Here is a 17,692-nt window from a genome sequence, read left to right on the forward strand (position 1 = left end):
AGTTAAGCCCGGCACCGAGGCAGAGGGCACCCCTGGCGTCGACCGTTCGGTCGACCCCGGTCTCGGAACCCGTACCGCCCCGCCGCCCGTTCGGGTGAGGAGTCCGGGGCGGCGGGCGGCACGGGTGGACACGGCCGGACGGAGTGGCCCGGCCCGACGCGGGGAAACCCGATCAGCCGACCGGTTCCGGCTCGTTCATCGCGTCGATACGGATACCGTTGGCGGTGTTGGCCTCACGCTCGATCATCACCTCGACCAGCACCGGCCTGCTGGTGGCCACGGCCTCCTTGCGCGCCCACTCGATGGTCTCGCCGAGTTCGGCGGGATCGAGCACGCGGCGCCCGGAACAACCGTAGGCCTCCATCACCTTCACGTTGTCCGTGCCGTGCTCGTCGTAGTGCAGGTCGACCTCGGTGTTCATGCCGTAGCCCTGTTCGGCCATCCGGATCAGCCCGAGGTACTCGTTGTTGAGCATGATGATCACGAAACCGACGTCGTACTGCGCGGCCACGGCCAGCTCCTCCACGAGGAACTGGAAGGAGTAGTCCCCCACCACCGAGACGACCTCGGCCGAGGGCTCGGCCGACTTGACCCCGATCGCGGCCGGAATCTCCCAGCCGAGCGGGCCCGCCTGCCCACACACCTGGTAGTGCCTGGGCTTGTGGGTGCGTTGGAACTGCCCGGACCAGATCTGGTACAGCCCGATCGCGGTGGTGAAGTAGGTATCCGGGCCGAAGATCTCGTTGATCTCCCGGAACACCCTGGGGGCCTTGATCGGCACACTGTCGTAGTCGTCCGGCCTGGTGTGGGTCTTCTTGAGTTCGTTGACCCGGTCCACCCAGGAGTGGAACCGGGGTCCGGCCGAGCGACGCCGGGCGGTTTCCAGCAGCGCGTCCAGGAACGGACCGGTGTCGGAGACGACGCCCAGATCGGGGCCGAACACCTTGCCCAGCTGAGTGGGCTCGATGTCGACGTGGATGAACCGGCGCTCACCACGGTAGACGTCCAACGCTCCGGTGTGCCGGTCACCGAAGCGCGCACCCAGCGCCAGCACCAGGTCGGACTCCATGAAGGACTGGTTCCCGTAGCGCTGGCTGGTCTGGATACCGGTCATACCCGCCCAGAGCTCGTGGTCCTCGGGGAAGGAACCCTTGCCCATCAGGGTGACCTGCACCGGGATGCCCAGCAGCTCGGCGAGTTCGCGCAGCCGCTCGTGCGCCTCGCCCAGCACGACACCACCGCCGGAGAGGATCAGCGGACGTTCGGCCCGCTGCAGCATGTCCAGCGCGCGTTCCACCCGGGGCTGATGCGGCTCAACCCGGTGAATCGGCAACGGCGCGTCGATGCTCGGGTCCCACTCGATCTCCTGCCGCTGCACGTCGAGCGGCAGGTCGATCAGCACCGGCCCCTGCCTGCCGGAGCGCGCGACCCGGAAAGCCTCCCGGAAGATCCACGGCGCCTGGGCGGCTTCCTTGACCTGCACCGCCCACTTGGTGACGGGTTTGGCTATGTCGACGATGTCGACCGCCTGGAACGCTTCCTGGTGCAGCTTGTCGGAAACGGCCTGACCGGTGATGCACAGGATCGGCACGGAATCGGCCTGGGCGGTGTAGAGACCGGTGATCATGTTGGTGCCCGCGGGACCGGAGGTCCCGATGGCGACACCCACGTTGCCGTTGGTGCGGGACCACCCGTCGGCCATGTGGGTGGCGCCCTCCTCGTGGCGAACGGTCAGGTGCTCGATGTCGCGGTGTTCCATCGCCGCGTACAGCGGCAGGATGGCCGCCCCGGGGCAGCCGAACGCGACGTCGACTCCCTCGGATTCGAGGACGTCGACGACAGCCTGCATGACGGGAACCTTCGGCATGGTATGCACGACCTCTCCGATGCGGCGGGTTCGCGGCGGCACTGTTGCCCGACGGTGCCGCGGAGTGCGAACCTGCCGTGGTGACACTCGGTGTGGGGGCCGGGACGACAGCGGCCGTCCGAGCCGTGTGGGGTGCGGAGTTCTCCGCTCCGCGCGGTACGCGACGACGGTCCGGAGTCCGTCCGCACGCACCGGGGTTGTTCCGACGGGTGGGTGGCCCGGATGCTTGGCGGCGTTGGTGCCACCCTCCCTCGGAAATCGTGCGGCGGGGGTTCGCCCACCGGGGTTAGCTCGCCGGTCATTCCCTGCCGCTGAGGCGGGCGATCTGCCGGAACAACCCGGAGTGATCCAGCGAGCCGTCCCCCTGGGCCACGGCCGCGGCCATGAGCTGCGCGACGAGGCTGCCCACCGGGGTGGCGACGCCGGACTCGCGGGCCGCGCTCTGCAGGATGCCCAGGTCCTTGTGGTGCAGTTCGATGCGGAATCCCGGCTTGAAGCTGCGCTCGCGCATTCCCTTGTTCTTGGCGTCGAGCACCTTGCTGCCCGCCAGTCCGCCGCCGAGCACCTGGAACGCCGACTCGGTGTCGACTCCCTGCGCCTCCAGGAAGGTCAGGGCCTCACCGACGAGCGCGATGTTGCCCGCCACGATGAGCTGGTTGGCGGCCTTGACCGTCTGACCGGACCCGGCCGGGCCGACGTGCACCACGGTTTTGCCCACCACGTCGAACACTCCGGACGCCGCCTCGAACGCCTCGGTCCCACCACCGACCATGATGGACAGCGCACCGTCGATGGCGCCCTGCTCCCCACCGCTGACGGGGGCGTCCAGCGCACGGACGCCCTGCTTGTCCGCCTGTTCGGCGACCTTGCGCGAGACCTCGGGGCGGATGGTGCTGCAGTCGATCAGCAGCGCGCCGTCCGGGGCGTGCGCCAGCACGCCGTCGTCACCGAGCACCGCCGTCTCGACGTCCGGTGAGTCGGGCAGCATGGTCATGATCACCTCGGCGTCGGAGACGGCCTCGGCGATGGTGCTCGCCCCCTTGCCGCCCGCGGCGACCAGCTTCTCCACCTTGGCGTTGCTGCGGTTGTAACCGGTTACCTCGTACCCGGCGTCGACGAGGTTGGCGGCCATCGGGCCACCCATGATGCCGAGTCCGACGAACCCTACCTTGGTCATCGCGTTTCTCCTCTCGTCACTGAAGTATTCGAGTTCACTCTCGCCGGCCGGTCGCTCGGCCGGGCAACACGATTCGACGGGGTGCACAACGGGCTTCGTGTCTTCCCGGCGAGCCACGTCCGGCTCTGGCCATCGCCGCTCTGACCGTCACCGGGGCCTGGTGCACCCCCGCGACGCGCCCGGGGGCCGTCGATTTCTCGCGAAATCGTCGTCCCGCCAGGGCGACACGGCCCCGTGCGGTGTCAATTTCCCACGAAATCGCCGCGCCCTCGGCGGTGCGGAGCCGAGCTCCCACCACCCAGCGGTCGGCACCGCAGCGGGTTCTCCCGTGCGGCGTCAATTTCGCGAGAAATTGAGGCCGCTGCACCGGAACCGTCCGTTGAGAAACGACCGTGAGTGTCGCAGCGCGGGTGTCCCCGGTGCGTGAGTCGGATGCATTGCGAGGCCGGGCCGCTCGCCGCGTAGGTCGCTACTCAAGAGCCGGCCCAACACAGCAAGGCGCCGACTCACGTGACGGCTAACCGACCACCCGACAAGCCGCCTCGCTGACACTCAATAGATCCAGCCGAAACTGTCGGCACTGGTACCGCTGGGCTTGTACTCCAGCGCCACGTGCCCGCGATAGCCCGCCCGCTGCAGCTTGGCGAAGTAGTGGTCGAAGTCCACCTGGCCGGTGCCGGGCTCGTTGCGGCCGGGGGCGTCGGCGATCTGGACGTGCCCGATCCGAGCGGCGTGGTTGTCGATGGCCGCTGCCGGGTCGTCACCGTTGGCGATCAGGTGGTACAGGTCGAACAGCAGTCGCAGATTGTCCACACCGCCCGATTCACGTACCCGGTCGATGACGGCGACCGCGTCGTCGGCCTTCTTGAGCGGATAGCTGGGGGTGCCGCTGACCGGCTCGATCAGCACGGTGCCGTCGACGCGCGCGGCTCCCTTCGCCGCGACGGTGAGGTTCTCCACGGCCGCGGCGTCCTGCTCGGCGGGCTGTACGCCCTCGATCCGGTTGCCGTAGAGGGCGTTGAAGGCGGTGCAACCCAGCCGTGCGCCGATTCCCACCGCCACGTCGACGTTGTCGCGGAACTCGGCGGACCTGGCGGGGTGCGAGAGCACGCCACGGTCCCCGGCGGGCATGTTCCCGGCGAAGAAGTTCAACCCGACCAGGGAGACACCGGCGTCCTCGACGGCGCGGACGAACTTGTCGACCTCTCCGTCGCCCGGAACGGCCTCGGAGAACGGCCACCAGAACTCGATGGCGTCGAAACCGGCTGCCTTGGCCGCCGCCGGTCGGGACAACACGTCGAGCTCGGTGAACAGGATCGACGTGTTGACTGCGTACGGGAAGCGATGCATCCGTGTGCCCCCTTGATTCACCTTTATTTCACGAAGTGAAATTATTATTTCGTACAGCGATAGAATACTGAGTGTCCACGACAGGGTCAACACCCCTCGCACCGGCGGGCTACCGTGATGAGGCGTACGACGGGGCCGGACGGAAGCGGAGGTGCTCGATGCGACTCAGAGCAGAGTTCACGACGGAACCGTTCGAGGGCGAGGGCGATCCCCCCGCACACGCGGCCGTGGCTCGGGACGCGCTGCGCGAGTCCGGCCTGGAACCGGAGTTCGGTCCGCTCGGCACGGCCATCAGCGGGGACCGGACAGTGTTACTTCCGGCGCTGTCGGCGGTGCTGGAACGGACCCTGGACGCGGGGGCGGACCGAATCACCCTGCAGGTCAGCATCGACGACACACCCCAGGACGGTTGAGGTTTCACGTGCATCCGTTGACTTCCGCGATCCAGCCGCTGCTCAGCCGGATCGGCGCCAGAACGGTGCCGGTCGAGGAACGGAAATCCGACGACGTGCTGCTCTACTGGGACGGTGTGCCCGCCGTCGCGGTCCGGATGCCGAACGAGGAGCTCACCAGCGCACTGGATCGATTGATCGCGCAGGTCGAGACCGAGCTGGGCGCGGGCCTGGCCGACCTCTCACGGGCCGACAAGCAGCGTGCCGTGCGCCTGCTCGAGGAACGCGGCGCCTTCACGCTGCGCAAGTCGGTGGAATCCGTGGCCAAGAAACTCGGGGTCAGCCGCTTCACCGTGTACAACTACCTCAACCGCGAACGCTCCTGAACAACCGGCGTCCGCCCCTCGACGCCCCTAGACATCGCCCCGCCGACGCCTCCCAGCGGCCCCGGCCGCGCCGCACTCCCCCGCCGGGCCGCGGTTTCCCTCTCGACCGGGCGCGGCGATTTCGCGAGAAATCGCCGCCACGCCGAACGGGCACACGCCGCACAGCCCCGATCGCGGCACTGCTCCGAACGCAGTAGCACGACACCGACACGCGCAGCCGCCCCGAACCGGGCGATTCGGCCGAACGCCACGCACCGGAACTGCGATCATTGTGCGAACGCACAGCGCGGACCAGCAACTTTCAACAAAGTGTTGACACCCTCGGTTGGGCGGTCTTAACTTTTGCCACCAACCGCTCCGAAGGAACACGCGGGTGAACCCGAGGAGAACAACCACGCGAATCCGTGGGGAACACCGATGTCAGCACCGTCTTCCACCGGTACCGGCCCGGGACTGGCCAGGCTCAACAGCCTGCCCCGGCCCGAGCTCGTCAAGAAACTGCTGGCCTGCCTCGATGTGCAGCGCTGGGCGAACGAGCTGGCCGACAACCGGCCTTACGAGTCCGACAACCAGCTCTACGAAACGGCCGACCGCGCGGCGAACGAGCTCACCGAGTCGGAGATCCACTCCGCGCTGGCCGCCCATCCGAGGATCGGCCAGCGATCCAGCGGCAACGACACCTCGGCCTCGTGGTCCCGCCGGGAGCAGTCCGGCGTCGACGCGGACGACACCAAGCTGGCCGTGGAGCTGGCGGAGGCCAACGAGGAGTACGAACGCCGCTTCGGGCACGTCTACCTGGTGTGCGCGAGCGGACGCGGCGGACCGGAGCTGCTGGAGATCCTGCGTTCCCGACTGGACAACGACCCCGAGACCGAGCTGCGCGTCGTCGCCGACGAACTGCGCAAGATCGCGAGACTACGGCTGGCGAGAGTGATCGAAGCGTGAGCGAGACAACCACGAGTGCCGTCACCACACACGTCCTGGACTCCTCCCGGGGGCTGCCCGCCGCGGGGATCGAGGTCGCGCTGGAGCAGGCCACGCGGGACGGGTGGACCTCACTCGGCGAAGCCGTGACCAACGACGACGGCAGGGCCAAACAGCTCGGACCGAGCCGGCTGACCGAAGGCACCTACCGGCTGACCTTCGAAACAGGGACGTACTTCCAACGCCTGGGCGTCGACTCCTTCTATCCGCAGGTGCAGATCACCTTCCGCCTCGCGGACGCGGAGCAGCACTACCACGTTCCGCTGTTGTTGAGCCCGTTCGCATATTCCACATACCGAGGGAGCTGATCAGCTCATGGGCATCGTCATGGGCCCCAACCAGTACGGCAAGTCCGAGTGCCGCATCGTCACGATCAACCGGGGCAGCAGCAGGCACACCATCAAGGACCTCAACGTCAGCACCGCGCTGCGCGGTGACTTCGACGACACGCACTACACCGGTGACAACGCCAAGGTGCTGCCGACCGACACCCAGAAGAACACGGTCTACGGCCTGGCGAAGGAGCAGCCGGTCGGGGAGATCGAGGACTTCGCGGTACGGCTCGGACGGCACTTCATCGACACCCAGGAGCCGGTCAAGGGCGCGCGCATCCTCGTCGAGGAGTACGCCTGGGAGCGCATCCCGGTGGCGGGCACCGGCCACGACCACTCGTTCGCCAGGTCCAGCGACGAGAAGCGCACCACCGCGGTGACCATCGACGGTTCGGAGACGCACGTGGTCTCCGGGCTCAAGGACCTGGTCGTGCTGAAGTCCACGGGTTCGGAGTTCTGGGGCTATCCCAAGGACCGGTTCACCACGCTGGGCGAGACCGAGGACCGGATTCTCGCCACGGCGGTCACGGCCCGGTGGCGTTACCTGCGCAACGATGTGGACTGGGCGAAGAGCTTCGGCTCGATCCGGGAAACCATGCTCGAAACATTCGCCACCACCCACAGCTACGCGTTGCAGCAGAGCCTGCACGAAATGGGCAAGGCAGTGCTGGAAAAGCATCCCGAGGTCGCCGAAGTACGGATGTCGCTGCCCAACAAGCACCATTTCCTGGTGGACATGGAACCGTTCGGCATGCAGAACGAGAACGAGGTTTTCTTCGCCGCCGACCGCCCCTACGGACTCATCGAGGGCACCGTGACCCGCGACGACGTCGACGAGGCACCGCGAGCCTGGTACAGCCTGCCGGAATTCTGATTCCGCCGCCGGGGTCGCCGGAAGCAGAACCGGCGACCCCGTTGTTTCACCTTTCGTCTTTTTCTTCGGAAACCACACCGTTACTCGACGGCAACGCCTGATTCGAGATTTCGCAGAGAATTGATTTAGCTAACCCATATTTCCTCCGTGGCCCAGGAGTACCCAATGCCCCTGTTCATCAGTAGGCGCAATCGCGGCACGAGAAACGGAAGACAGGACTCCCATCCGGTGGACGAGGTACTTCCGCCGGGCAAACTGCTGGCCTACGGTGTGCAGCACATCGCCGCGATGTACGCGGGTGTGGTGGCGCCCCCGCTGATCATCGGCCAGGCACTGGGGCTGGACCCGCTCCGGATGACGCTGCTGATCGGCGCGAGCCTGCTGACGGCGGGAATCGCGACCCTGCTGCAGGCGGTCGGTGTCTGGCGGGTCGGTGCGCGCATGCCGTTCGTCAACGGCGTCACCTTCGGCTCCGTGGCCCCCATCCTGGCCATCGTCGCGCAGCACGACCAGCAACAAGCACTGTCCATAGTCTATGGCTCGGTGTTGATCGCCGGGATCCTCGCCTTCATCGCCGCACCATACTTCTCCCGGTTGGTGCGCTTCTTCCCGCCGCTGGTCAACGGCACCGTGATCACGCTGATCGGACTGTCGCTGTTCCCCGTCGCGATCGGTTGGATAGCCGGTAACGACAGCGAGGCCGCCGACTTCGCCTCCCCGCTGCGGGTCGGCCTCGGGGCTGGGACATTCGTACTGGTCCTGCTGCTCAACAGGTTCCTCAAGGGCTTCTGGAACCGGATCGCACTGCTGATCGGCCTGGTCATCGGAACCCTCGTGGCGTGGCCGCTGGGCGCGGTGGACAGCTCGACCTTCGCGCAGGCCCCGATCTTCGACATCCCCATGCCGTTCGAACTCGCCGCTCCGGCGTTCAGCCTCACGGCGACGATCTCCATCTGCATCGTGATGCTCGTCGCGATGATGGAGAGCACCGCGGACATGATCGCGCTGGGCGAGATCGTGGACCGCCCCGCCGACGAGCAGACGATCGCGGCCGGGCTGCGTGCCGACGGCGCGGGCAGCGCGCTGAGCGCGGTGTTCGGCGGATTCACCTGCAGCGCGTTCGCGCAGAACGTCGGGCTGGTCGCGCTGACCAGGGTCAAGAGCAGGTTCGTCGTGGCGGCCGCGGGTGGCGTGCTGATCATGCTCGGGTTGTTCCCGATCGTCGGCGCCGTGGTCTCGCTGGTACCGCAGCCAGTGCTGGGCGGTGCGGCGCTGGTGCTGTTCGGCTCGGTCGCCTCCAGCGGGATGCGCACGCTGGGCAAGGCTGATCTCGGTAACCCGCTGAACTCGCTGGTGGTCGCGGGGGCGGTGGGGGTCGGCATGATCCCGATCGTGTCGCCGGACTTCTACGAGCACTTCCCCGCCGCGCTGCGTACCGTGCTGGACTCCGGCATCAGCACCGGCTGCCTGGCCGCGCTGGCGCTGAACCTGCTGTTCAACGGGACGCGAGGCTCCGAACAGGACGAGCACCCGGCTTCCGGAGCGGACGAGGCCCCGGAAGGCGCGGCAGCGGTGGTCTCGGCCGACACCGCGGAGCCCGAGGAGGTGGGTGCGGGTGGAACGCAGGCGGGGCCGGTTCCGACCCCCAGACCGAACAGCGTCGCGCAGGACTCCGAACGCGGCGGCTGACAGCGGTTCGCGAGCGCTCGACGAGATGACCCCGACGGCCGGATGATCGGTGCCGCTGCGAAGCACCGCCGCCCCGAGGGCCTCCGAAGAACGACTCTCCCGAAAAGCGGGGATCCGGTCCGCACGACCGGATCCCCGCTTCGCGTGTCTCAGCCGCGGAACTCATCGTGACGCCCAGAGCAGTCCATGGAATAACCGCTCTTCTCGTTTCTGTTTTCTACCCGCGCGCTGATCAGGTTTTCCCGACGCCGAACCGAGTGAACGAGCGGGGAAAAATGTGAATGTCGCGTGAATGCTGCCAAAAAAGGAAGACACGCGGAATACGGCCGTTTCGGCGAATCATTTTCACCCGTCCGGAGCAGGAAACTCGACCGGACGGCGGCAATCCGGCCGAAACTCCGAACAGCTTCTTGTCACCTCCCCCGTCGGTGGGAAAAATTCGCTCCGCCCGTTCGCGAACCGAAAATCATCGTCCACCGATTCCCACGGCGGGAGCGAGCAGATGCCCTACAGACGGCGGGACGCGAAACCGAACGAGACCACCCGGCGAGCGCTGCTCGGTGGCACGCTGCTGGGAACCACCGGCCTGTTGTTGGGCGGCACCGCGGCGGCCGCGACCTCACCCCCGAGCACACGCGCGCTGACCATCGCGGGTACCGACGCATGGGGAGCGCGCCCACCCCGGAGCGAGCCGGTGGTACTGGCACGCCCGGCCCGCAAGATCATCGTGCACCACACCGCCACCCCCAACAGCACGGATTACTCCCGTGCGCACGCCTTCGAGCTGGCACGGTCCATCCAGGACTACCACATGGACCACAACGGCTGGATCGACACCGGCCAGCACTTCACCCTCAGCCGGGGCGGCCACGTCACCGAGGGCAGGCACCACAGCCTCACCGCCTTCGACGGTGGTGGCAGCCACGTGGTCAGCGCGCACACCCGTGGCCAGAACAGGTTGGCCGTGGGGATCGAGAACGAGGGCACCTACAACAGCGTGGCGTTCCCGAGCACCCAGTACGACAAGCTGGTGGAACTCTGCGTGGCGCTGTGCTCGTCCTACGGCATCGAGCCCTACGAGATCTACGGGCACCGCGACTTCAACGCCACCGACTGCCCCGGCGACCGGCTCTACGCCCTGCTGGGGCAGCTGCGCGCGGACGTGGCCGCCTCGGTCGGCGGTGACCCCACCGGGGTGAGCTGGCCGCTGCTGCGCCCCGGGGACGAGGGCGAGCGGGTGCGGATGCTGCAGCACCTGCTCAACGAGCACGGCGCGGCGTTGACCACCGACGGGATCTACGGCCCCGCCACCGAGAGTGCGGTGGGCGACTTCCAGCGCTCCACCGGCGCCATAGTGGACGGTCTGGCGGGCAACCAGACCTGGAACCAGGCGGTCCGCGACCGCGCGAACGGCGACAGCGGACCGGCGGTGCGGGCGGTGCAGCAGCGGCTCGGCACGACGGTGGACGGCATCTTCGGCCCGGTCACCGAGTCGGCGGTGCGGAACTTCCAGCAAGCGCGGGGACTGCGTGTCGACGGCGTGGTCGACGCCCGCACCTGGGACGAGCTGGTCGGCTGATCCTTCGAGCACACCGGTTTTCCCCACGGCGGTGCGCACAACCCGAGCGCGCCGTCCGAACCCCTACAAGGGAGGTAGGAAATGAAACGAACAGGCCGTTCGATGCTGGGTCTGCTCGGCGCGTTCACGCTGAGTCTCGGCCTGCTGGGCGGGGCGAGCGTGCTCGATCCGGCGCCCGCCGCCGCGGACTCCTGCTACACCTGGGGAGAAACGCTGTCCCAGGGTGACAGCGGGAGCGATGTCCGCAAGCTGCAGGTTCGCGTGGCGGGCTGGGCGGCCTACGGCGACCCGGTCAACATCGACGGTGTCTACGGCCCGGAGACCGCCAACGCGGTGGAGCGGTTCCAGAGCGGCTACGGGCTGACCGTGGACGGGATCGCCGGGCCGGAGACCTACGGACAGATCTACGACCTGCAGGACGCCGACTGCACCCCGGCGCACTTCGCGTACTCCGAGTTCACCTCCGGTGACGGCAGCGGCTTCTCCGGAGGGAACACCAGCACCTCGAACGTGCGCACCAACGTGCTGCGCAACATGTGGAAGCTGGAGGCGATGCGGCACAAGCTGGGCGACAGCCCGCTCTACGTCAGCTCCGGGTTCCGCAGCGTCTCGCACAACGACGCCGTGGGCGGAGCCCCGAACAGCAAGCACACCTACGGCCAGGCGGCGGACCTGACCGGTGCTCACTCGCTGTGCGACCTCGCCCGCGCGGCCAGGAGCTCCGGCTTCAACGGCATCATCGGCCCGGGAGCGGCCGGGCACAACGACCACACCCACCTCGACACCCGCTCGGGCAGGTACTGGAACGCTCCGAACTGCTTCTGACTGAGGGTTCCCGTTCAGGTTGATCAGGTGATCGCGTGGCGGAACCTCTCGCGGGCTCTCGCTCCGGGTGCCCGACATCGGGTAGGCAGTGCCGTACCGGGCGACCGGTACGGCACGGTCGTCGCTTCGGCCGAGCACCGATAGTGTCCGGGACGTGACGCGCACCGAACGGCACGGCCGGTACCTGCCGCACTACGCGAGCGTCGTGTGGGCGCTGCTGTTCGCCGCTCTGAGCGTGTTCTGGGCGTTCGGCGGCCGCACCGGCGCGCATCCGCTGGAAACCGACGATCCGACGCCGCTGTTCACGCTGCTGAACCTCGGGGCGGCCCTGCTCAAGGCCGGTATCGGCCTCGCCGCCTGGCTGGCCACGCGGCAGTGGCGACGCCGGGCGGTGCGCGGCCTGCTCGCGCTGGTGCTCTGGACCTCCGGGGTGGTCTGCGCGGTCTACGGCCTGTTCGGAGTGGTGGGCAACAGCCTGGTGCTGGCCGGAGTCGTACCGGTCGAGGGCGGCGTCAGCCACTGGTACTGGTACTACGTGCTGCTCTGGGATCCCTACTGGCTGCTGGGCGGAGTGCTGCTGCTGGCCACGGCGCTGCGCTCCGGCGATCCCCGCGATCCCCGGACTTCGGATACCGGGGGACGAATGTTCTGAGGACGGATGTCCCGAGGGCCGCCCCGAGCGATCCGCGCCCGGAGCGGTGCCTCGCCGCTTCGACGTCGCATCACCCGCCCGGCGATTTCGCGAGAAATCGACGCCGGCCCGGAGCACCGTGGAAACCGGGCAACTGGATACCGCCCGCGCCGCTCCCGAAACATCCTGATGCCCGTACGACGAAACCTCGGATCGACGACGGCCCTTCCGGAGAACCACGAAAACTCCGGAAGGGCCGTCGATTTCTCGCGGAATCGCCGCTCCCGCCCTGATGCGACGGTTCCGGAGAAAACTACACCCGCCCGAGCTCGCGGAGCTCGGACTCGGAGATCCCGGTCATCCGGGCGACCTCCTCGGCGTCGGTGGCGCCGTTGTCCAGCGCCCGCACGAACGACGCCGCAAGCGCCCTGGCTGTGGCGGGCTCGTCCAGTACCGCTCCGCCGGTGGCGGAGACGTAGGCGGCCAGTCGTGCCGCCTCGGGCTCGGCGGACTCGCGGAACTCGGCGAACACCGCCGCGTAGCGCGTGACCAGCTGTGCGGGGTGCAGGTCCCACCCCTGGTAGAAACCGTGCTCCAGCGAACGCCGCACCAGCCCGTAGTGGGTCCGCCAACCGCGCCGCACCTGCTCGGCCTCGCCCACCGGCAGGACGTTGGTCGAGCCGTCGGACAGGAAGATCCCGGTCCCCGCCGCCGACACCTGCATGACGTGCCTGGCGAAGTCGCAGGCCCGGTGCGCCAGGTGCTGGTGCGCGGCGGTGAGTCCGCAGCCGGCCGTGTAGTCGTAGGTGCCGAAGTGCAGCCCGCTGATCCGGTCGCGCCCGGCTCCGATGAACCTCGGCAGCGCCAACCTGCCCTCGGCGTCCACGATGGACTGGGTGGTTTCCACCTGGATCTCGAACCGCAGCGAACCGGAGGCGAGCCCCAGGGTGCGTTCCACCAGCTCCAGCACCTCGACGAACGCCTCGACCTGCCGCACGTCGACGACCTTCGGGAAGGTCAGCAGGAACCCTTCGGGCAGCTCACCGTGCCTGGCGAGCAGCTCGGTGAGGAAGACGTCCAGCGTGCGCACCGAACGGGCACGCAGCTCGGGATCGTCGAAGGACTTCACGCGCAGCCCGAAGTTGCCGGGGGCCGTCCCCTGTCGCAGCCACTCGGCCACCACACCCGCGGTACGCTCGGCGTCGGCGTCCTCCACCTCGTCGCCGGGCGCGCCGTAACCGTCCTCGAAGTCGATGCGCAGGTCCTCCACGGGTGACCGCTGGAGCTTGGCCCGCACTCGCGGCAGGATCTCGGTGGCGCGGCGTTCGGAAACATCGACGATCCCGGCGAGATCCGCCGCGCTCGGGGCGTGCTCGTCGAGCGCCGCCAGGGCCTCGTCTCCCCAGTTCCGAACGGTCCCGGCGTCCACCCTGCCCGCCGGGACGTAGCAGGTGTGCACCGGCTGACGCGCGGTCGCGGTCCTGCGGAACCTGGCGGCGATCCGCGCGTCGACATCGGCCAGCGGTGCCAGCCGAACGTCCACATCGGCCCGGTTCAACGAGGTTCTGGGCACTTGTCCTCCTCCGAATTTTTTGGAGCGTCCGCGACTCGGTTCGCGTGGGCGGTTGCTTGGCGGAACCTCTCGCGGGCTCTCGCTGCGGGTGCCCCGACATCGGGTAGCGGTTCTACACAACGTCGGGACCGTCCTCGCGAGAGCACCACGAGAGAACCCGCGGCGGTGCCGACTACTCGGGAGGTGACAAGCGGCTGGCGCCGCTTACCCGATAATCGGCCCAGCTGAACGAGCACTCACCCCAATCCATGCGGGCACTGTGTTCTCTGTTCGGGCTGTTCGCAGGTGATCGGTCGGCACTCCCTCCGACTCCCGTTCGCGGCGGCCCGGCCTCGAACAGGCACCCGCGGTGGCCGCCCGAACGCTTCCGGGCGGCCACCGTCTCGCTCGATCAGTCGATCTGCTCGTAGGCGGGCAGTGTCAGGAAGTCGACGAACTCGTCGGCCACCGCGACCCGCTCGAACAGCTCGACGGCCCGGTCCAGGTTTTCGACCGGGAAGCCCTCCTCGGCGCGGAGTTCCTTCTCGGTGTCTGCGAGCACCTGGCGGACCAGGTCCTTGGTGACCTGCTGCCCGTCGTTGAGCACGATGCCGTTGTGCAGCCACTGCCAGATCTGCGACCGCGAGATCTCGGCTGTGGCGGCGTCCTCCATCATGTTGTGGATACCGGCCGCACCGTTGCCGCCGAGCCAGGACACGATGTAGCGCACCCCGACGTCCACGGCCGAGCGCAGCCCCCCGAGGGTCTTGTCACCGGCGGTCTCCGCGGTGTTGAGCAGGTCGGACGCGGCGACGGAGACGTCCTCGCGCTTGCGGTCCAGCTGGTTGGGCTTGTCGCCCAGCACCGCGTCGAACTCCTCCTTGCACACCGACACGGTGTCCGGGTGGGCCACCCAGGAACCGTCGAAGCCGTCGTTGGCCTCGCGGCGCTTGTCGTCGTGGATCTTGGCCAGCGCCCGCTCGGTGACCTCCGGGTCGCGCCGGTTCGGGATGAACGCGGCCATGCCGCCGATCGCGAAGGCACCGCGCTTGTGGCAGGTGCGCACCAGCAGTTCGGTGTAGGCGCGCATGAAGGGGGCGGTCATGGTCACGCTGTTGCGGTCGGGCAGCACGAAGTCCGATCCGGCCGAGCGGAACGTCTTGATCACGCTGAACAGGTAGTCCCAGCGCCCGGCGTTGAGACCGGCGCTGTGCTCGCGCAGTTCGTAGAGGATCTCCTCCATCTCGAAGGCCGCGGGGATGGTCTCGATGAGCACGGTGGCGCGCACCGAGCCCTGCGGCACGCCGAGCTCCTGCTGGGCCTGCACGAAGACGTCGTTCCACAGCCTGGCCTCGAGGTGGCTCTCCATCTTGGGGAGGTAGAAGTACGGCCCGGTGCCGCGGCGCAGCCCCTCCTGCGCGTTGTGGAAGAAGTACAGCCCGAAGTCCACCAGCGCGCCCACGACCGGCTGACCGTCGACGAGGATGTGCCGCTCGTCGAAGTGCCAGCCGCGGGGGCGGACCAGCGGGACGGCGTGCTCGACGTCGTCGCGCAGCTTGTACTGCTTGCCGTTGGAGTGCAGCTCGACCTGCTTGCGGATGGCGTCGTAGAGGTTGACCTGGCCGGAGACGACGTTGCTCCAGTGCGGCGTGTTGGCGTCCTCCAGATCGGCCAGCCAGACCTTGGCGCCGGAGTTGAGCGCGTTGATCGCCATCTTGCGGTCGGTCGGGCCGGTGATCTCGACGCGGCGGTCGCGCAGCGCGGGCGGGGCCTCGGCCACCCGCCAGTCGGACTCGCGGATGTCTCGGGTCTCCGCCAGGAAGTCCAGCTTGCCGGTCCTGGCGGCCTCGTCGCGGCGCTGCTGCCTGCGGGCGAGCAGCTCGTCCCGTCGCGCACCGAAGGTGCGTTGCAGCCGGGCGACGAAGTCCAGTGCCTCGGGGGTGAGGATCTCGTCGCCGCGCTCCACGGGAGCACCGAGGACCTCAACGCCCTGTGCCGGGGTCGATTGGGACATGAGTCCACCTCTTTCTGATGCCGGGTTACAGACGGTGGCTGGTGACACAGCTTGCCGCGCCGGTGGCGCCCTCGCACCCCTTCGGAACCCACCCGCCGTGCTCGTCCGGCCGGGCGGTCGGAACGGCAAGGACGGGTTCGAAGGTCGAAAGACTCGACCGAGCCCGTCACCGGCTCGCGGTACGCCCGTTATGTTTTTTGCATCGTGGAGGTTAGTTTCCGCATGCCGTTACAGGCAAGATGAAGTGGACCACCTACACCGACCGACCCGAGGGTGCCCCGCTCCGGACAAGGGCACCGGGGCTCCGTTGACTGGAGCCGAACCGGAGTGGCGAGATCGCCTACATCGGGAGCTCTCGGGCTGATCGGGTGGATACACTGGCCCATCGCCGTACGGTGGAGGCGGAAACCGACCGCCGACGGGGTCGAGCAACACACGGGAAGAGGAACACTGGATGGCGGCTGGACAGGACGCGAGCGGGAGCGGATCCGATCGCGCCAAACCCACGCAGGGCGGCGTTCAGTCGGTCGAACGCACCTTCGAGCTGCTGGAGCTGATGGCCGACGCGGGAGGCGAGGTCGCCCTCAGCGACCTGGCGGAGGCTTCGGCGCTGCCGCTGCCGACCATTCACCGCATCATGCGCACGCTCGTCCGCACGGGCTATGCCCGGCAACAGCCGTCCCGCCGGTACGCGTTGGGGCCGAGCCTGATCCGGCTCGGTGAGACCGCCAGCCGCACCCTGGGTTCCTGGGCCCGGCCCTACCTGGCCGAGTTGACCGAGGCCACCGGGGAGACCTCCAACATGGCGGTGCTCGACGGAGCGCAGATCGTCTACGTCTCGCAGGTTCCCTCACAGCACTCGATGCGGATGTTCACCGAGGTCGGCAGACGCGTGGACGCGCACGCCACGGCCGTGGGCAAGGCCGTGATGGCCCACATGCCCGAGGAGAACGTCATCCAGGTTCTCAACCGCACCGGAATGCACCCGCAGACCGAGCGGACCATCACCAGCGTCGACGGTATGCGCGAGGAACTCACCCGGATCCGTGAGCTCGGCTACGCGCTCGACGACGGGGAGCAGGAGGTCGGGGTGCGCTGCTACGCGGTGGCCGTCCCGGACGCGCCCGCGGCTTCGGCGATCTCGATCAGCGGCCCCGAGGCGAGGATGAAGCGGATCGCCGTCGACGACGTGGTGCCGCTGATGCGGCGGCTGGCCACCGACCTCGGCAACGAACTCAGCGCGGCCGGTGAGCCCGGCTGAGGCTGGGGCGATCCCGGTTGGGGCGATCCCGGTTGGGGCGGGCACCGGCCCGAGGACGGCCGCGGCGCGGCGTAGATTTCTCGCGAAATCGCCGCGCCGCGGCGCACAGAACGCACACCGGCTCGGTTCCGGGCGGAACGAACAGAGCGCCCCGAACCCCGGAAACGGGGCCTCGGGGCGCTGCGGCGGTGACGCGATCCGCGCGGTCCTCGGGTGACCGCGGGCGAGGTCAGACCTGGCTGACCGGGGTGACCTTCAGCTCGGCACCGATGACCGGCTCGTCGGGCCAGGCGACCTCGATCTGCTTGCGCTGCACACCGGTGGGCGCCTGGAACGAGACCGAACCGAGCTCGTTGCGCTGTCCGACGGTCGGCTGGATGAAGTAGGACACTCCCGAGTGATCGGCGTCGATGGTGACCGGCTCCGCCACGGTGTGCTCCGCGTGGGCCGAGATGCCCGGCGCGGTCTCACCGTTGGGCTGGAAGAACCTCGGATGAGTGGGGAATCCCTGCATCAGGCAGTGGGTGTCGGCGTCGGCGGCGGTGTAGTGCACCGCGAAAGCCCGCTGCCCGGCACCCCCGTGCGGATCCTTGGTGATGTTGATCGAGAGGTCGTTGGCGGTGCAGGAGGAAACCCGCGAAGCGGCCGTGTCCGCCGCGGCTGACTGCTCCTGCTGGGTGCCGGAGGTGGCGCCGAGGGCCGTGCCCACCACGGTTCCGGTGGCTAGAAAAGTGGCGGCGATGCTGGTGGCAATCGTCGAACGCTTCATGACGGAATTC

At 68.4% G+C, this 17,692-nt stretch carries 16 protein-coding genes; 10 read left to right on the forward strand and 6 right to left on the reverse strand.

All coding sequences use genetic code 11. The features are described from left to right. Positions 1 to 172: 172 nt before the first annotated feature. From gcl to J2S53_RS12440, 3 genes are all read right to left on the reverse strand, one after another. On the reverse strand, positions 173 to 1,849 hold the full coding sequence (gcl, locus tag J2S53_RS12430) for a glyoxylate carboligase (RefSeq protein WP_456241103.1): 1,677 nt from the start codon (positions 1,847 to 1,849) through the stop codon (positions 173 to 175). Between the two features lie 316 nt (positions 1,850 to 2,165). Beyond that, the gene (locus J2S53_RS12435; protein ID WP_456241104.1) at positions 2,166 to 3,044 is read right to left on the reverse strand and encodes a 2-hydroxy-3-oxopropionate reductase; all 879 of its coding nucleotides are present in this window, start codon (positions 3,042 to 3,044) and stop codon (positions 2,166 to 2,168) included. Positions 3,045 to 3,596: 552 nt separating this feature from the next. Then, entirely contained in the window at positions 3,597 to 4,394 is a 798-nt protein-coding gene (locus J2S53_RS12440; protein WP_456241105.1) for a hydroxypyruvate isomerase family protein, read from the reverse strand. 158 nt (positions 4,395 to 4,552) lie between these two features. On the opposite strand from J2S53_RS12440, the gene J2S53_RS12445 reads away from it, so the two are divergent. From J2S53_RS12445 to J2S53_RS12485, 9 genes are all read left to right on the forward strand, one after another. Further along, the gene (locus J2S53_RS12445; protein ID WP_456241106.1) at positions 4,553 to 4,807 is read left to right on the forward strand and encodes a thiamine-binding protein; all 255 of its coding nucleotides are present in this window, start codon (positions 4,553 to 4,555) and stop codon (positions 4,805 to 4,807) included. Between the two features lie 8 nt (positions 4,808 to 4,815). Next, on the forward strand, positions 4,816 to 5,172 hold the full coding sequence (locus J2S53_RS12450; protein ID WP_130468297.1) for a helix-turn-helix domain-containing protein: 357 nt from the start codon (positions 4,816 to 4,818) through the stop codon (positions 5,170 to 5,172). A gap of 417 nt (positions 5,173 to 5,589) precedes the next feature. Continuing rightward, positions 5,590 to 6,117: a 2-oxo-4-hydroxy-4-carboxy-5-ureidoimidazoline decarboxylase gene (gene uraD / locus J2S53_RS12455; RefSeq protein ID WP_456241107.1), complete on the forward strand. Its 528-nt coding sequence runs from the start codon at positions 5,590 to 5,592 to the stop codon at positions 6,115 to 6,117. Next, positions 6,114 to 6,464 carry a hydroxyisourate hydrolase gene (gene uraH, locus J2S53_RS12460; RefSeq protein ID WP_092979453.1) on the forward strand — a complete coding sequence of 117 codons (351 nt, stop codon included), beginning with the start codon at positions 6,114 to 6,116 and terminating at the stop codon, positions 6,462 to 6,464. Before uraD ends, uraH begins: the two co-directional genes overlap by 4 nt. Positions 6,465 to 6,471: 7 nt before the next feature. Then, the gene (gene pucL, locus J2S53_RS12465; RefSeq protein ID WP_092979452.1) at positions 6,472 to 7,362 is read left to right on the forward strand and encodes a factor-independent urate hydroxylase; all 891 of its coding nucleotides are present in this window, start codon (positions 6,472 to 6,474) and stop codon (positions 7,360 to 7,362) included. A gap of 165 nt (positions 7,363 to 7,527) precedes the next feature. Then, positions 7,528 to 9,051 (forward strand): nucleobase:cation symporter-2 family protein, encoded by a 1,524-nt coding sequence (locus J2S53_RS12470; RefSeq protein ID WP_456241108.1) that lies wholly within the window; start codon positions 7,528 to 7,530, stop codon positions 9,049 to 9,051. Between the two features lie 502 nt (positions 9,052 to 9,553). Further along, positions 9,554 to 10,630, forward strand: a complete 1,077-nt coding sequence (locus J2S53_RS12475; protein ID WP_456241109.1) for a peptidoglycan recognition protein family protein — start codon at positions 9,554 to 9,556, stop codon at positions 10,628 to 10,630. Between the two features lie 81 nt (positions 10,631 to 10,711). Then, positions 10,712 to 11,455, forward strand: coding sequence for a D-Ala-D-Ala carboxypeptidase family metallohydrolase (locus J2S53_RS12480; RefSeq protein WP_456241110.1), 744 nt, complete (start codon positions 10,712 to 10,714; stop codon positions 11,453 to 11,455). 154 nt (positions 11,456 to 11,609) lie between these two features. After that, a complete protein-coding gene (locus J2S53_RS12485; protein WP_456241111.1) occupies positions 11,610 to 12,107 on the forward strand; it encodes a DUF3995 domain-containing protein in 498 nt (165 codons plus the stop codon). Positions 12,108 to 12,399: 292 nt separating this feature from the next. Here J2S53_RS12485 and J2S53_RS12490 read toward each other — a convergent pair whose 3' ends face one another. Together J2S53_RS12490 and aceB are read right to left on the reverse strand one after the other, a co-directional pair. Then, complete coding sequence (locus J2S53_RS12490; protein WP_456241112.1) at positions 12,400 to 13,659, reverse strand: DUF6986 family protein; 1,260 nt, start codon at positions 13,657 to 13,659, stop codon at positions 12,400 to 12,402. 391 nt (positions 13,660 to 14,050) lie between these two features. After that, complete coding sequence (aceB, locus tag J2S53_RS12495) at positions 14,051 to 15,652, reverse strand: malate synthase A (RefSeq protein ID WP_456241113.1); 1,602 nt, start codon at positions 15,650 to 15,652, stop codon at positions 14,051 to 14,053. Between the two features lie 454 nt (positions 15,653 to 16,106). Here aceB and J2S53_RS12500 point away from each other — a divergent pair, with 454 nt between their 5' ends. Next, positions 16,107 to 16,913 (forward strand): IclR family transcriptional regulator, encoded by an 807-nt coding sequence (locus tag J2S53_RS12500; RefSeq protein WP_456241114.1) that lies wholly within the window; start codon positions 16,107 to 16,109, stop codon positions 16,911 to 16,913. Between the two features lie 229 nt (positions 16,914 to 17,142). On the opposite strand, the gene J2S53_RS12505 is transcribed toward J2S53_RS12500, so the two are convergent. Next, positions 17,143 to 17,682: a hypothetical protein gene (locus J2S53_RS12505; RefSeq protein ID WP_456241115.1), complete on the reverse strand. Its 540-nt coding sequence runs from the start codon at positions 17,680 to 17,682 to the stop codon at positions 17,143 to 17,145. Between the last annotated feature and the right edge of the window lie 10 nt (positions 17,683 to 17,692).

This window comes from Actinopolyspora lacussalsi, from assembly GCA_030803735.1.
Classification (GTDB): domain Bacteria; phylum Actinomycetota; class Actinomycetes; order Mycobacteriales; family Pseudonocardiaceae; genus Actinopolyspora; species Actinopolyspora lacussalsi.

Bases quoted from the DNA above. Each gene is read 5' to 3' on its own strand.
- J2S53_RS12475 (WP_456241109.1), top strand. From the start codon at position 9,554: ATGCCCTACAGACGGCGGGACGCGAAACCGAACGAGACCACCCGGCGA.
- J2S53_RS12500 (WP_456241114.1), top strand. From the start codon at position 16,107: ATGGCGGCTGGACAGGACGCGAGCGGGAGCGGATCCGATCGCGCCAAA.
- J2S53_RS12480 (WP_456241110.1), top strand. From the start codon at position 10,712: ATGAAACGAACAGGCCGTTCGATGCTGGGTCTGCTCGGCGCGTTCACG.
- J2S53_RS12470 (WP_456241108.1), top strand. From the start codon at position 7,528: ATGCCCCTGTTCATCAGTAGGCGCAATCGCGGCACGAGAAACGGAAGA.
- J2S53_RS12440 (WP_456241105.1), bottom strand. From the start codon at position 4,394: ATGCATCGCTTCCCGTACGCAGTCAACACGTCGATCCTGTTCACCGAG.
- J2S53_RS12505 (WP_456241115.1), bottom strand. From the start codon at position 17,682: ATGAAGCGTTCGACGATTGCCACCAGCATCGCCGCCACTTTTCTAGCC.
- J2S53_RS12445 (WP_456241106.1), top strand. From the start codon at position 4,553: ATGCGACTCAGAGCAGAGTTCACGACGGAACCGTTCGAGGGCGAGGGC.
- pucL (WP_092979452.1), top strand. From the start codon at position 6,472: ATGGGCATCGTCATGGGCCCCAACCAGTACGGCAAGTCCGAGTGCCGC.
- aceB (WP_456241113.1), bottom strand. From the start codon at position 15,652: ATGTCCCAATCGACCCCGGCACAGGGCGTTGAGGTCCTCGGTGCTCCC.
- uraD (WP_456241107.1), top strand. From the start codon at position 5,590: ATGTCAGCACCGTCTTCCACCGGTACCGGCCCGGGACTGGCCAGGCTC.
- J2S53_RS12435 (WP_456241104.1), bottom strand. From the start codon at position 3,044: ATGACCAAGGTAGGGTTCGTCGGACTCGGCATCATGGGTGGCCCGATG.
- gcl (WP_456241103.1), bottom strand. From the start codon at position 1,849: ATGCAGGCTGTCGTCGACGTCCTCGAATCCGAGGGAGTCGACGTCGCG.